General features: G+C 61.4%; 11 protein-coding genes and 1 pseudogene. 2 read left to right on the top strand and 10 right to left on the bottom strand.

What is annotated here, in order from left to right; all coding sequences use genetic code 11:
- Positions 1 to 633: 633 nt before the first annotated feature.
- Positions 634 to 1230: a Spy/CpxP family protein refolding chaperone gene (locus tag ACQ4MJ_RS21180; RefSeq protein ID WP_431151373.1), complete on the bottom strand. Its 597-nt coding sequence runs from the start codon at positions 1228 to 1230 to the stop codon at positions 634 to 636.
- 416 nt (positions 1231 to 1646) lie between these two features.
- On the opposite strand from ACQ4MJ_RS21180, the gene ACQ4MJ_RS21175 reads away from it, so the two are divergent.
- On the top strand, positions 1647 to 2711 hold the full coding sequence (locus ACQ4MJ_RS21175; RefSeq protein WP_431151374.1) for a recombination-associated protein RdgC: 1065 nt from the start codon (positions 1647 to 1649) through the stop codon (positions 2709 to 2711).
- Positions 2712 to 2780: 69 nt separating this feature from the next.
- A complete protein-coding gene (locus ACQ4MJ_RS21170) occupies positions 2781 to 3818 on the top strand; it encodes an acyltransferase family protein (RefSeq protein WP_431151375.1) in 1038 nt (345 codons plus the stop codon).
- A 22-nt stretch (positions 3819 to 3840) separates the two neighbouring features.
- Here ACQ4MJ_RS21170 and ACQ4MJ_RS21165 read toward each other — a convergent pair whose 3' ends face one another.
- The 9 genes and pseudogenes from ACQ4MJ_RS21165 to ACQ4MJ_RS21125 all read right to left on the bottom strand — a co-directional run bounded on the left by ACQ4MJ_RS21165 (position 3841) and on the right by ACQ4MJ_RS21125 (position 14470).
- The gene (locus tag ACQ4MJ_RS21165; RefSeq protein WP_431151376.1) at positions 3841 to 5706 is read right to left on the bottom strand and encodes a beta-galactosidase; all 1866 of its coding nucleotides are present in this window, start codon (positions 5704 to 5706) and stop codon (positions 3841 to 3843) included.
- A gap of 200 nt (positions 5707 to 5906) precedes the next feature.
- Positions 5907 to 6641 carry a gamma-glutamylcyclotransferase gene (locus ACQ4MJ_RS21160; RefSeq protein ID WP_228897051.1) on the bottom strand — a complete coding sequence of 245 codons (735 nt, stop codon included), beginning with the start codon at positions 6639 to 6641 and terminating at the stop codon, positions 5907 to 5909.
- 174 nt (positions 6642 to 6815) lie between these two features.
- Positions 6816 to 7613 carry an enoyl-CoA hydratase/isomerase family protein gene (locus tag ACQ4MJ_RS21155; protein WP_431151377.1) on the bottom strand — a complete coding sequence of 266 codons (798 nt, stop codon included), beginning with the start codon at positions 7611 to 7613 and terminating at the stop codon, positions 6816 to 6818.
- An 87-nt stretch (positions 7614 to 7700) separates the two neighbouring features.
- Positions 7701 to 9499: pseudogene (locus ACQ4MJ_RS21150) on the bottom strand (AMP-dependent synthetase/ligase).
- Positions 9496 to 10314 carry an ABC transporter ATP-binding protein gene (locus tag ACQ4MJ_RS21145; protein ID WP_431151378.1) on the bottom strand — a complete coding sequence of 273 codons (819 nt, stop codon included), beginning with the start codon at positions 10312 to 10314 and terminating at the stop codon, positions 9496 to 9498. Before ACQ4MJ_RS21145 ends, ACQ4MJ_RS21150 begins: the two are co-directional and overlap by 4 nt.
- A 13-nt stretch (positions 10315 to 10327) precedes the next feature.
- Positions 10328 to 11509 (bottom strand): ABC transporter substrate-binding protein, encoded by a 1182-nt coding sequence (locus ACQ4MJ_RS21140; RefSeq protein WP_431151379.1) that lies wholly within the window; start codon positions 11507 to 11509, stop codon positions 10328 to 10330.
- A 17-nt stretch (positions 11510 to 11526) separates the two neighbouring features.
- Positions 11527 to 12564, bottom strand: a complete 1038-nt coding sequence (locus ACQ4MJ_RS21135; protein ID WP_431151380.1) for a branched-chain amino acid ABC transporter permease — start codon at positions 12562 to 12564, stop codon at positions 11527 to 11529.
- Positions 12565 to 12740: 176 nt separating this feature from the next.
- Positions 12741 to 13631 carry a branched-chain amino acid ABC transporter permease gene (locus tag ACQ4MJ_RS21130; RefSeq protein ID WP_431151381.1) on the bottom strand — a complete coding sequence of 297 codons (891 nt, stop codon included), beginning with the start codon at positions 13629 to 13631 and terminating at the stop codon, positions 12741 to 12743.
- On the bottom strand, positions 13628 to 14470 hold the full coding sequence (locus ACQ4MJ_RS21125) for an ABC transporter ATP-binding protein (RefSeq protein WP_431151382.1): 843 nt from the start codon (positions 14468 to 14470) through the stop codon (positions 13628 to 13630). Before ACQ4MJ_RS21125 ends, ACQ4MJ_RS21130 begins: the two co-directional genes overlap by 4 nt.
- Positions 14471 to 14589: the final 119 nt, after the last annotated feature.

Here is a 14589-nt window from a genome sequence, read left to right as displayed (position 1 = left end):
CAGTCTTACGCACCGACCCTGGTTCGTCATGAATTTTTGCCAAAAATTGGCTCTAGCGCATTCTGCATAAGCGCTATTAGCTACTTTATTGATAGCAAACATGAATTGCAGGAGCCGTGCAGCAAGTGCCGCTCCACCTCCACCTCAGCAAAGCGGTGCCCAAAAACGGAGGTCCGCACCCAGGTCTTGTTCATCCCCCCTTTCTGGGGCAGCCCACCAGAACGCGCGTGCGCCGCGGAATGGTGTTTCGAAGGGTTCTGGTTATTCTTCTATAGTTCTATATATAAATAGCAGTAGTAGTAGAGCAAGCCACTTTCTGTGGACAAGGCCAATTTGTTCAATGCTGGCGCGGGGTTGCGCAGCTGCAAAGTCTGTGTGGCGGTCTGCACAAAGGGCGGGGCTCGCAGACAACAACTTCGGGCCATCGCCTTTTTGTGTGGATAACTGTCCAGTTGTGCCAGAACTGTTCCCAGTGTTATCCACAACGGGTGCCCGTCGACAACCTTTTCCATCCCACAAAGCACAAAGCCCGGGGTCCGTGGAGGACTCCGGGCTTTGTCAGGCAAGAAGAGAGGGGAACCGCCGCCTACCTCTGAGCCGCCCCCTGCGTCAGGGCGGTCCCAGCAGGGGGATTTACTTCGCGGGTGCTGCCTGAGGTTGCTGATGGCGGCTTTCGCCACCCCGCATGCCGTGGTGCCCGTGTCGGCCTTCGCCGTCGCCCCTCATGCCTGCCATGCCTCCCATGCGGTGGCCGTGGTGGGCCTGGGCGTCAAAGGTTTTTTGCTGCTCGGGCGTCAGCGCCGCGTAGAAGGCCTTGGTGGCCTCGCCGCGGCGGTCGGCCTCGGCGGCGTGCTGGGCGCGCATGGCCCGCATGCGGTCGATGCGCTCGGGGGTGGTCAGTTTGTCCATGTTCTGGCGGTCCAGACGGGCAGGGCGTTCGCCCGGTTGCATGGCCGCAGTGAACGTTGTCCACGCGGGTTCTTGCGCGGCGGTCAGCTTGAGCTGGCCCTTGAGGGCGGCCAGGCGTTTGGCATGGTGCTCGGCACGTTTTTCTGCACGGTCGCCATGGTGGCGTTCGTGCCGTTCTCCGGCCTTGTAGCGCGGGGCGGCTTCGGTTGTGGGGGCGCCAGCAGCGGGTGGGGTGGCCGGGGCTGGCTGGGCCAGAACAGGCAGGGCCAGCGCGGCCAGAACAGCGGTGGCGGCAAGGCGGTGTTGGAAGCGGAAAGCCATGGTGTGGGTCCTTTTACGGGGGTGGCTCGCTGGAACGACCGTTCCGGCGATTGAGAGTCAGTGTCCGCCCCGCATGTATCGCGGCCGTGCGCGTTGGATGACGCTGTGTAAAGTTGTGCCAAGAAGCTGCAGGCCTGCGCGATCAAGGTTTTGATAAAAAATGGCCGCTAGCGCTTATCCATAAAGCGTTAATAGCTATTATATTTATAGCTAATTCAGACGGCCATCGTTGCTTGTGCGCTCCGGCGGCAGGCTGCGTGCCGACGACCACCGACAATGGCATGTTCCGTGTCGGGCGGGCTGTTTTGCTCACGGGTTCGATCGCTCGATCATCCGTTGGCAACAGCTTCACCGATAGAGAAAGTGCTCTCGCTGAAAGCGCTTCACCACCAACGCTCCCGAACAAAAGGTTATCTGTGTTCAAGAACATGATCGTGTACCGCATTGCCCCGCAATGGCAGGTTGAATTGACGCAAGTAGAAGAAGCCCTGGCCAAGGCGCCCTTCATGGAATGTGGCGCCACCCAGGAAAAGTCCCTGGGCTGGGTGCCCCCGCGCGGTGATGCACACGGCCCGCTGGCCGAGTCGGTCGGGGGCCAGTGGATCCTGCGCTTCATGGTCGAATCCAAAGTGCTGCCCGGCAGCGTGCTGGCCCGCCGCGTGAAAGAAAAAGCCGAGCGCATCGAGCAGGAAACCGGCCGCAAGCCCGGCAAGAAGGAAAGCAAGGAGCTGAAAGACGAGGCCAAGCTGGACCTGCTACCCATGGCCTTCACCAAGCAGGGCTCGATGTGGGTGTGGATCGACACCACCTCGCGCCTGCTGGTACTGGACACCTCCAGCCAGGGCCGCGCGGACGAAGTGGTCACCCTGCTGATCGAGGCGCTGCCCGGCCTGTCGGTGTCGCTGCTGAACACCCAAACCAGCCCGCAGGCCGCCATGGCCCACTGGCTCAAGGAACAGGAGCCGCCCGTGGGCTTCACGGTGGACCGCGAGTGCGAACTCAAAAGCGCCAACGAGGAAAAAGCCGTGGTGCGCTACGCCCGCCACCCGCTGGATATCGAGGAGGTGCAGGCCCACATCGACGCCGGCAAGCTGCCCACCAAGCTGGCACTGACCTGGGACGACCGCGTGTCCTTCATGCTCACAGAGGGGCTGCAGATCAAAAAAGTGTCGTTCCTGGACACCGTGTTCGAGGGCACCAAGGCCGATGACGGTGGTTTTGACACCGATGTGGCGATTGCCACCGGCGAGCTGGTCAAGCTGATCCCGGACTTGATCGAGGCGCTGGGCGGAGAGGCGGAGAGTGGCGTGGCCAGTGCGGCAGCTGCGGTGGCTTCAGAGGGGGCCAGCATGCCAGCTCCTTCTGTGGAATCACGCGCCCCCACGAATTCAGCGCCTGCGCGAAAGAGTGGCGCTGGTGGCGTGGTGACGGGGCCTGCGCAAGTCCCGGTGGATACGGATCCGGAGTCGGCGCCGTTTTAAAAAGCGGGAACTGATCGGTTCGCAGGGATAAATTTGGGAACTATAAAAAATCCTAAAAAGAAATAAAAAATGGAAAATTCTCAAAATCAAAAGAATGCTTCTATTGAGACGTTAAGAGCTTTGGCGGTTGCCTTGGTGTTTGTGCACCATCTTCATTCAGGAGCCAATATTGGCCTGCCCTTTTTTTACCAAATTGGTGGCTGGCTCGGTGTACAAATATTCTTTGTGATCAGTGGATATTTGATTATTTTGAGCGCCATTCGATATTCGGCAAGAGATTATTTTATTCATCGATTTTTTAGAATATATCCAGCGTACATATTTTGGTTTTTATTTTTTTCATTGGCTTTTAATCAATTGACGCTGGATAGCCTCGATGTAAGGGCTCTGTTGGCGCACCTGACATTCTTGCAGCATCTATTTCCTGGTTATTACTTCAAATATAATGCTCTGTTTGTGAGTTGGACGCTGACCATAGAATTGGTCTGGTATGTAATCGCATTCCTCTGCGCTACAAAATTTTCAAGACATCCATTGAAAATAACGTTTGTTTTCATGGCTATTGCATACGTGTGGACTTTGTGGGGATGGTCCAATCCTGCGATCTACAAGTCTTTAGATTCAAATGGCAGATATTTCTTTATTAACAACAATTTTATCAGTCAACTACCATTTTTCTTTTTTGGAGCATATATTGCTGTTAAAAATCCAAAATTTGATAAGGCAGGATTGTTTGCGGTTTTCTTGGTTGCTGTGATTCTATCAACGTCATGGAAACCACACTTTCCAGATCCGATATTTATCACTGGATTTGGTGTTGCATCGCTTTTTCTTATATTAAAAGATACCGATTACAAAAATCCAAAATTTGTCAATGTATTGTCTGATATTTCTTATTCGTTTTATTTGATTCACTACCCGGTGATAGTTTCTGTGGCACGAGTGATCGAGAACAAGGGAATGTTAGTCATCTTGTCTATCGTTATTACCGTTGCACTTGCCTTCATTAGCCATCGATTTATTGAGCAGCCTTTTATCAGGATGGCAAAGCGTCATGCTGGAAAGTTTGTCCAGAAAGGTGGAAACATCAAACCAGCTTCTCAATAGACAAGTTGCACTGAATCTATATTTATTTGGATGCAGAAGTATTTGAATTTGCCACGTTGCTTATTTCTCGCACAAACAACTTCCGCCAGGCATCTCGGGTTTCATCTTCCACCAGCTGAGGCATAAAACCGAAGGCCAGGGTGCGTTCTCCACGCACCATGATGCCGCGGTCCTCTCGCTTCAGGGGTTCCCTGGCCAGCACCTTGTAGCCCGGACGGGGCGCCATGGATGCATAGCTTGTGTACATGCGTCTTGTAGGCTTGAGTCGGTAGACCTTGCCGTCAATGAGGAAGACACCACCGTTCTTCTTCCACTCAATATTGGCAATACCAAACACCTCATGCATCCAGTCAAATGTGGGTTTGCCGTTTTCGTCAAATTCACCCAGGCGCATGTCCTGAATCAGTACCCCGCCTTTTTTCCAGTAGGTGGCTAGCTTGGTCTTAATGTTCTGGGGCATGGCGGCCTGGTGAGGCACCAGGATGGCATCCAACTGTTGGATGATGGGTTCGTCTGCGAGAAGGGTCTTTTCGCCGATGACGTGGACCTGCATGCCGGGCTCGCTGCTCAGGATCTTGTAAGACGCGAACAGCGCATCGCGGTGGGTGTTTCTGCCCGCGCTTTTCTCACCGTGCCACACGTGGAAGTTGGTGGTGGAGCCCAGGATGCCAATTCTGACCCTGCGTTCCGTGCCCGCTGTGACGGCGGGGCCCGGCTTGGCAATGCGGGCGTGAAGCTTGTTCAGCTGCAGGCCAGCCAGCGGCCCCCCACCTGCCTGGTGGTGGAAGCCTCCGATCTCGTAGCCCATCACATGGGGCTGGGCCAGCGACTGGGCCACCGCCTGCTGGATGACGGGGATCAGCTCTGGCGTCTTCTTGGCTGCTTCCCACCGCTCACCATATGCGCCCACCATGACTTTCTTGTAGCCCAGTGAACCCATGTAGTTGGCCAGCGTGGGCAACACATCGGGGTCTGCCACCAGCCCATAGCCATCGTAGAAATTGAAGTCGATGACTGCGATGTCAATGCACGGGGCCAGCTTTTCGACGACACCCGTGGCGTAGATGGCGTCGTGGGAGGTAAAGGTTTCTGCAAAGTAGCCAATCGCCTCTGCCCCCTTGCTCCGGATCACATTGGCGTAGGCACAGGTGGCTTCCTGGAGCCGGGTTTCCCGGAATTCCTTGTGGGCGTGCAGCAGGGGCTCTGCTTTAGGAACACCTGCTGCGATGTGGTTGTTGTAGTTGATGATGGGCTGTTTGGCGTTGTACTTTTTGGCAAACGCATCCTGGGTGGACTCCTTGTAGTCCCGCCACTGGTAGCCCATCTGCCCGTACTTGATTTCGTGCTCTTCCTGCAGGCCAATGGCGTAGCCCAGGACCTTGCCGGGGTAGCGCTTGGAGAAGTGATCGACCGTCTGTGCAATGAATGGGTCTGCATACTTCCTGATCGACGCATCGGTGAAGTCGGGCTGCCAGCTGGGGTCGCCCGAGAAATTGCGCATCGCCATGTCTGGATGCGCCGTGGTGATCCATTGCGGCACGGTGGACATGTTGGGCACGAGCTGGCCCGTCTCGTCCTTGTAGGGGCGTCCACCCATGTCAATGACCAGCAGCAGCGACAGGCCGCCGTTGACGATGGCATCCAGATGGCGGTGGTACTGGGCAAATTCGTACTGGCCCTTGCGACTTTCGATATCGGACCAGTTGAGATAGACGGTGGCGTGGCTGAAGCCCTGGGCCTTGAGTTCGCGGGGCAGGTTCTGGTTCTGATTCAGATCCCAGGGCATGACGATGATGCTGGAGACGGGAGCGGGTGGAGGTGGGGCTGCTTGGCTGGCCAGCGCAACCAGCGAAACAAGAACGGCGGCAATGCGGAGTATTTTTTTCATGAAAGCGCTGGAAGAAAGATTCCGTAGGAGGCGTTGGGCGGCCTGGATTCACAAAATGCGCCCCTCGCTGGGCGGTCAAAGCGCTGGCAACAAGAGGGATTTCCATTCCATTGTTCCATGAACAACAGGGGTACCTTGATCATGTGCTGCGCTACACCGGCACGGGTAGGTATTGCGCCACCACCCGCTCGGAAGCCCGTTCAGCAGGCCGTCTGCACCATCTCCGCCAGCGCATGCACATACGGGTCTTTGATGCCCAGCACGCCGAATTGCGCGACCAGCTGATCGAGGTATTCGCGGTTGCTGCCGATGCGGCCACAGGCGCTGGCTATGGTGGCGGCGGTGGCCTGCATGGACAGGTCGCCCCTGTAGTGTGGATGGGCTGTATTGGCCGTCAGCACCAGCGCCTGGTTGACAGCACCCTGTGGCGTCTGCAATGGCAGCAGGGCGGGGCAGTAGGCGCCGGTGATCATCTCGCGGCGCCAGAGCAGGCGCGACTCCTCTTCAACCGCACAGGCCGGAATGCGGAACACCAGCCCGTCGCAAGACTGCGCTGCGTCGCGCTGCAGCGTGAGCACAAGGCCGGGGCAATCCGGTGTGCCCCGGCCGATGGTGGTGCTCAGCGCAAAGCGCCGGGCGAATCCCGGCAGGTGCGCCCTGCGGACTTCGGCAAACTCCAGGCCGGGGTTCCACATCAGCGATCCATACGCAAACACCCACAGGTCGTCCCGGCGTTCGGACACGCCCGCCAGCACCTGGCGGCGCGAGCGTTCGACGTCGCCGTCGGGCAGGCGCCAATCGATGGGCAGGCCCTGGCTGCGCGCCTGCGCGTCCCATTCCGCCAGGACCTCGTCGGTCAACCGCAGTCCGCAGGCGTGGGCGGGGATGAGCCGTCCTTGAAGTTCGGGAAGGTGCACAAAGGCAGGGGGCGTCATGTGCTGTGGCTGCAGGAGATCGTGGGGCAAGCTCTACTGTAGTGGTCCGAGAACGGTTGGATCAATGGGCCGACTGACAACTCAGTGTTCCAGACATGGTGTTGATGGCGGCGCGCGGTGACGTGTTACGGCAGAGGCCATGAAAGAAGGGGGCGCCGCCGTAGCGATGGCCCGTCAGCGGCCCACAAATTGCGCGCTTTGGCGTTGGTGAAAAGCCTCCACCCCCGCACGGAAGTCCTCGGTGCCTGCGCACTGCACAAAGGCGTCTTTTTCGGCCGCCAGTTGTTCGGGCAGGGTGCAGTCCATCGATGCGCGCATGAGGCGCTTCATCGCGCCGTAGGCCACGGTAGGCCCGGCGGCCAGGCGCTGGGCCAGGGTGGTGGTGGCACTGTCCAGTTCAGCGGCAGGCACGACGCGGTTGATGAGGCCCAGGCGCAGCGCGTCGTCTGCCGTGAAGGCTTCGCCCAGCAGCGCAATCTCCAGCGCCTTGCGCAGGCCCACGGTGCGCGGCAGCGCCCACGAGGCGCCCACGTCGCAGCTGGTGCCCAGGTTGATGTAGGCCAGGTTCAGGCGTGTGCCTTCGGCGGCGATCACGTAGTCGGCCATGAGCAGCAGGCTCAGGCCCGCGCCAGCGGCCACACCGTGCACTTGCGCAATGACGGGCGCGTTCATCTGCGCCAGCAGGAGCAGTGCTGCGTTGAGCGGCGTGAGAATGTCGATGGCACCCTGCACTGGGTCGGCGCGCAGCGTGGCCAGGTCGCCACCGGCCATGAAACCCCGGCCGTTGCCACACAGCACCACGGCGCGCACGGCAGGGTCGGCGGCAACGGTCTGCACGGCGGCTAGGATGGCGTTGGCCATGGGCACGTCGATGGCGTTGAGCGCATCGGGCCGGTTGAAACGCAGCGTGGCGATGGCGCCGTCGCGCTCCAGCAGCAGGGGGGCGGTAGGGTCGGCGGCGGTGGTTTTCATGTAAAATTGGCATCTAGCGCTTTATGGATAAGCGCTGATAGCTCCTGTTTTGATAGTAATCTACGCGACAAGTGGTGAGCCCCGGGGCTAGCGGTACAGCGCCTCGATCTCGGCCGCATAGGTCTTGTAGATGCTGGAGCGGCGCACCTTCATGGTCGCGGTCACCTCGCCATCGTCGTGGTCCAGCTCCTTGGTGAGCAGGTGGAACTTGCGGATCTGCGAGACCTGGGCCAGGCGCTGGTTGCCCTGGTTGATTTCAGCGTCGATGAGGCTGCGCACGTCGGGGTGCTCCACCAGCGAGCGGTAGTGCGTGAACGGTATGCGCCGCGCCTAGCCCACTTGCCCACGGTCTCGTAGTCGATCATCACCAGCGCGCCGACGAACTTGCGCGCCTCGGCAACGATGATGCATTCCTTGATGAAGGGGCTGCCCTTCATCGTGTTCTCGATTTCGGACGGCGTGAGGTTCTTGCCACCGGCCGTGATCATGATGTCCTTGAGGCGGTCCACGATCTGGATCTGGCCTTGCGATTCGCGCACCACGTCGCCGGTGTGCAGCCAGCCATCCACGATGCTGCTGGCCGTGGCCTCGGGGTTCTTGTAGTAACCCGCAAACACCATGTCGCCCCGCAAATGCAGCTCGCCGTTGTCGGCAATGCGGTGTTCCACGCCTTGCGTGGGCACGCCCACGGTGCCCACCACCACGTGGTCCAACCGGTGGCCTGTGACCATGCCGGTGGATTCGGTCAGGCCGTACACCTCGATGAGTGGCACGCCCAGCACGCGGAAGAAGCGCACCACATCGGGCGGAATGGGCGCAGCGCCGGTGAGCGCCACATGGGCATTGCGCAGGCCGATGAAGTTCTGCAGCGCGCGGAAGACGAGCCAGTAGCTGCCAGCAAAGGTCAGCTTGTCGGCAGCGCTCCAGGCACTGCGCGGCTTTTCGGCCAGCGGCTTGCAGGCGTTGTAGGCCTTGTGGAACAGCGCGCGGCGCAGGCCACCGGTTTCCTGCAGCTTGATGTGGATGGCGGCGTGCAGCTTCTCCCAGATGCGGGGCACGCCCAGGAACATGGTGGGAGCGACCTCGCGCAGGTCCTCCTGCACGGTGCGGATGGACTCGCCAAAGTTCACTTGCGAGCCGATGTACACGGGCACAAAGCTGGTGAGCATCTGCTCGGCCACATGGCACAGCGGCAGGTACGACAGGTGGGTGGTCTCGCGCGACAGCTCCAGCCGGTCCACGATGCCAGGCACCACGCCCCGGATGTTGCGGTACGAAATCATCGCGCCCTTGGGCTTGCCGGTGGAGCCCGAGGTGTAGATCATCAGGCCCACATCGTCGAGCCGCTGGCGCGCCAGGGCGTCGTCGATGATGGCTTGCTGGCCCGATGCCGCGCCGAGCTGTTCCACCTCGTCAAACGTGGTGATGAACTTCCGCATCTCGGGCGCAAAGCTGCGCAGGCCCTTGGTCTCCATGACCACGATCTTTTTCAGGCGCGGCAGCTCGGGCAGTGCAGCCAGCAGCTTGTCGGTCTGCTCCTGGTCTTCGCAGACCATGATCTCGATGTCGGCATGGCCCACCACATAGGCCACCTCGTTGGTGGGGCTGGTGGGGTACACACCCACGGTCACGGCACCCACCAGGCCCGCGCCCATCTGGGCCAGCACCCATTCGATGCGGTTCTCGGAGATCACGCCCACATGCCCGTCCGGAGGCAGGCCCAGTGCCTTGAGGCCCAGGCCAAAGTGGCTGGCGCGCTGGTGGTACTGCGCCCAGGTGAAGGGTTTCCAGATGCCGAAGTCCTTTTGCCGGATGGCGATGCGCTGCGCGTCGGTACGCGCGCGCTCGCGCAGCATCTGGGGCAGGGTGAGGTCGGGGAGCGTCATGACAGCCATCTTTTGCGGCGCTTGTAGTGCTTGATCTCTTTGAAGCTCTTGGCCTCGCCACCACCGCCCATGCCGAGGTAGAACTCACGCACATCGGGGTCGTTGGCCAGGCGCTCGGCCGTGCCGTCGATCACGATCTTGCCGTTCTCCATGATGTAGCCCCGGTGCGCCACCGCCAGTGCTACGGTGGCGTTCTGCTCCACCAGCAGCATGCTGGTGCCCCGCTCGGCGTTGATGCGCGCAATGATGGTGAAGATGTCTTCGACCAGCTTGGGGCTGAGGCCCAGCGAGGGCTCGTCGAGCAGGATGAGTTGGGGCTGCGCAATCAGCGCGCGGCCAATCGCCAGCATCTGCTGCTCGCCGCCTGACAGGTACCCGGCCAGGCCCTTGCGCCGCTCATGCAGACGCGGAAAGTAGCTGTAGACCAGATCGAAATCCGGCGTTGCATCCTTGCGGCCCGTGAGTGCATAGGTGGCGGCCACCAGGTTCTCTTCGACCGTGAGGTCTTCAAACACGCGGCGGCCTTCCATCACGTGGCTCAGGCCGTTGCGCACCAGCTGCTGCGGGGCCACGGCGGCCGTGGGCTGGCCGTTGAAGTGGATGCTGCCGCTTTCGACCACGCCATCTTCCAGCGCCAGCAGGCCCGAGATGGCTTTGAGCGTGGTGCTTTTGCCCGCCCCGTTGCTGCCCAGCAGCGCCACGATCTGCCCACGTGGCACGGCCAGCGACAGGCCCCGCAGGGCCTGCACCACCTTGTTGTAGATGACCTCGATGTTGTTGACTTCGAGTACGTTGGCCGGGGTTGGCTGGGTCATGGCAAAGGCGAGGTCAGAGCTTGATCCAGTCAGATGCGGCCACCATTTTTTGCGCCTTCATGTCGGCGCGGTACACGCGCCCCACGGGGATCGAATTGCCGCTGATGGTGATCGGCACGCCGATCAGCCCGCCCGTGTCGAAGTCCTTGATGGAATTGAGCGCGGCCTTCAGGTTGGGGCCTGTGAGGGGCTTGCCCGCATCCAGCGTGCGCTTGGCTGCCTCGGTGAACAGCATCGCGGCCAGGAAGCCCTGGATGTAGGCCGTGCTCTGGTACTCGGGCCGCAGCGCGCGGATCTTCTCCAGCATCGGCGCCTTCTCGGTGTCGTAGTAGTAGCGGTAGGGCATCACACCCATGAAGCCGTCGGCGGCGTCGCCCATCTTCATGACGGTGGAGCTGTCCATGGTCCAGAAGGTGCCCATCCACTTGCTGGTCATCCCCTGCTGTTTGCCCTGGGTGATGAACTCAGGGATGGGCGCGAGGATGTAGCCGTGAAAGATGGTGTAGTCGGGAGCCGCGCGGCGCAACTTGATGACCTCGGTGGACACATCCACGCTGCCGGCGGGCGTCATGATCTTGATGGGCACCGACAGGCCCAGCTGCTTGGCCATGGCTTCGCTGGACTCGATGGGGTCGCGGCCGAATTCCGAATCGGAGTACACGAAGGCCACCTTGGCGCCGGGCTTCTCTTTGGCGATGTGCTTGAGCAGGATGCCGAACATCTCGGTGTAGTCGGGGCCCACGAGGAACTGGTTGGGGTACTTCTTGGGGTCGTTGAGTTCGGTGGCAAACGATGCGCCCGCCATCAGGATGTTGCCGTTGCGGTCCAGCTCGGGGTTGATGGTTTTGGAGAAGCCGGTGGAGTCGCCGTAGTACAGGTTGACCTTGTTCTGGCTGGTGATCTTCTTGAACGCAGCCACCGACACATCGACCTTGTAGCCCGTGTCCTCGGGCACATACTTGACCTTGCGGCCCTTGATGCCGCCCGCGTCGTTGAGCATCTTCACGTAGTCGCCCATGCCGGCGTTGATGCCCACACCAGCAAACGCGAACACGCCGGTGAGCGGGATGGAGCCGCCGATCACGATCTCGTCGGCGCCTTGGGCCAGCACCGACAGCGGGCTGGTGAGGGCTGCGGCACCAGCGGCTCCGAGCAAGAGTTGGCGGCGCTGGAAGGAAGTGCGTTGTGTGTCCATGGTTGTCTCCTGTGAATTTAGTTGCGGAAAGGCCAGAGATGGAAGAAACGACGGACGCGCCGCCACACTTCGGCCAGGCCATGGGGCTCGAAGACGAGAAAACCGATGATGAGCAGGCCAAAGATGACCGTGCGCACGGGCGAGAGGAACACGGTGAGTTCGCTGCCGCCGGGCATCAGGTCCACCACGAGCTTGAGCAGCTCCGGCACCATGGTCATGAACGCTGCGCCCAGGATGCCGCCCAGGATGGAGCCCATGCCACCGACGATGATGGCCGCGAGGAAGAAGATGGACATGAGCAGCGGAAAGCTCTCGGGCGTGACCACCCGAAAGAAGTACGCCCACAGCCCGCCTGCCACGCCCGCATAGAACGACGACAGGCCAAACGACAGCAGCTTGTAGCGCAGCAGCGGTATGCCCAGCACCTCGGCTGAGATATCGCGGTCGCGAATCGCAATGAACGCGCGGCCCACGCGCGTGCGAAACAGGTTGGCCGCGCCCAGCAGCATGAGGAGGGTGACCGGCACGATGAGCCAGTACAGCCGGAACGAGGTGTCGAGCGCCATGCCGAACAGCTTGGCGGGCGGCACGCTCAGGCCACCGGTGCCGCCGGTGAACTTCCAGTTGGCAAAGATGAAGTGCGCGATGAACGATGCGGCAATGGTGGCAATCGCGAGGTACAGCCCCTTTACGCGCAGCGAGGGAATGCCCACCACGATGCCGCCCAGCATGGCGACCAACCCTCCGGCTAGCAGGTTGAGCACAAATGGCGTGCCGACCTTGGTTTCGAGGATTGCCACGGTGTACGCGCCCAGGCCCATGAACGCCGCCTGCCCCAGGCTGACCAGCCCCGTATAGCCCGTGAGGATGTTGAGGCCCGTGGCGCTGGCCACATTGATGCTGACCAGGCAAGCCAGGTAGAGCCAGTAGTCGCTGGCCATGAAGGGGAACAGCACCAGCAGCGCAGCGCCCACGGCCAGCCATACCTTTTGCGTGCGCGAGTCGAACAGCGCCGCGTCGGCGATGTAGGTTTCCTTGAGGGTTCCGATGCGCATGGATCAAGCCTCCAAGGCGCAGATGTGTTTTGGCATCGTCGGCCTGGCCTGTGCCAAGCCGTTGTGCGAAAGGCCGCGGAGCAGGCCATGCGAGTGACCGCCGTGGAACCGGCTTTGCCGGGCCACCGGCGGTGTCCCCCTTGAGGGGGAAGACGCGAAGCGGCGCAGGGGGTGTTTCATAGTCTTTCGATTTCGTGGGTGCCGAACAGGCCGTAGGGCCGCACCAGCAGCACGGCCACCAGCACGATGAACGTGGCCAGCAGCTTGTATTCGCCACCCAGGTAGGCCCCGGCCAGCGCCTCGATCAGGCCGATGAGGATGCCGCCGACGAGCGCGCCCAGCACGCTGTCGAGCCCGCCCACGATGACCACCACCAGCACTGACAGACCGAACACGCCCATGCTGGAAGAGATGCCGCCAATCGAGCCAACGATGATCCCGGAGATGGCAGCCAGCATGGCCGAGGCCACCCAGGCCAGCGAGAACACGCGCGGCACGTTGATGCCCACCGAATACGCGGCGGCCTGGTCGCTGGCCGTGGCGCGCAGGGCCACGCCGCCGCGCCAGAAGCGGAACACCACCAGCACTGCCGCGATGAAGACGATGGCAATCACCGCACCCCAGAACACCTTGGGCGCGAGGAACGCGTCACCCACCATGATGGGCTGGCTGGGCATGAAGTCGGGCAGGCGGCGCTGGTCGGCCGTCCAGATCATTTCGACCAGGCCCACGAGCACCGAGGCCAGGCCCACGGTGACCATGAACACGGAGATCGGCGGCTCGCCCAGCAGCGGGCGGATCATGGTGCGCTCGATCACCGCGCCCAGCAGGCCCGTGCCCAGCACGGCGGCGGGGATGGCCAGCCACAGCGGCAGCGCGAACATCGATGCAAAAGTGAAGAACAGGTAAGCGCCCACCATCAGCAGCTCGCCAATGGCGATGTTGACCACGCGCGTGGCCTTGTAGACCATGACGAAAGCCAGTGCGGCCAGCGCATAGAGCCCGCCACCGGCGATGCCGGTGAGGCTGATCTCAAACAGGTAGGCCCAGTCGAAGTTGCCGGTCATGCGGTGGTCACTCCCTGCAGCTTGGCACGCAGGTCGCCCACGTCGCCCGCGCCCAGGTAGGCGCGGATGACCTCGGGGTCCGCCTGCACCTGCGCGGGCGTGCCCTGTGCGATGACCTGGCCGAAGTTGAGCACCACCACGTGGTCGGACAGGTCCATCACCATGCCCATGTCGTGTTCGACCATGAGCACCGTCACGCCCCACTCCTCGCGCACGTCGAGGATGAAGCGCGCCATGTCTTCGGTCTCTTCGCGGTTCATGCCCGCCACGGGTTCGTCCAGCATCAGGATCTGCGGCTGCATGGCCAGCGCACGGGCCATCTCCACGCGTTTTTGCAGGCCGTAGGGCAGGGCCGAGACGGGTGCGTGGCGGATGTGGTCGATTTCGAGGAAGTCGATGATGCGCTCCTCGATATCGCGGCGCAGCTCGGCCTCTTCGCGGCGCGCGCGGCCCAGGTAGAACAGCGCGTCGAGCACGTTGGTTTTGAGGTGCGCGTGGCGGCCCAGCTTGATGTTGTCGAGCACGGTCATGCCCCGAAACAGCGCAATGTTCTGAAAGCTGCGGCCCAGGCCCAGCTTGGCGCGCTGCGGTGCGGGCACGCGGGTGATGTCCTGCCCCTGAAAGCGGATGGAGCCCTGGCTGGGCCGGTAAAAGCCCGAGATGGTGTTGAACAGCGAGGTCTTGCCCGCGCCGTTGGGGCCGATGACGGCGGTGATGGAGCCCGGCTGCACATCAAACCCCACACCGGTCAGCGCCTTCACGCCACCGAACGCCAGGGTCACCCCCTGCACCTGGAGCAGGGGCGTGGCAGCAAAGGGGCCGGAAGGGGTTGTCTCCATTGGCTTTCTAATACGGGTTGTCCGCAGCTTCTGAACAGAAATTTCTTGCAGACCCTGCAGAAATTTCCTACTTGTGCGTAAACTGTTTACTCGTGAGTAGATTCTGGAAGCCGCCACCC

The sequence above is a fragment of the Acidovorax facilis genome, from assembly GCF_050626955.1.
Lineage (GTDB): Bacteria > Pseudomonadota > Gammaproteobacteria > Burkholderiales > Burkholderiaceae_C > Acidovorax > Acidovorax facilis.
This window is presented reverse-complemented; position numbering and strand designations above follow the sequence as displayed.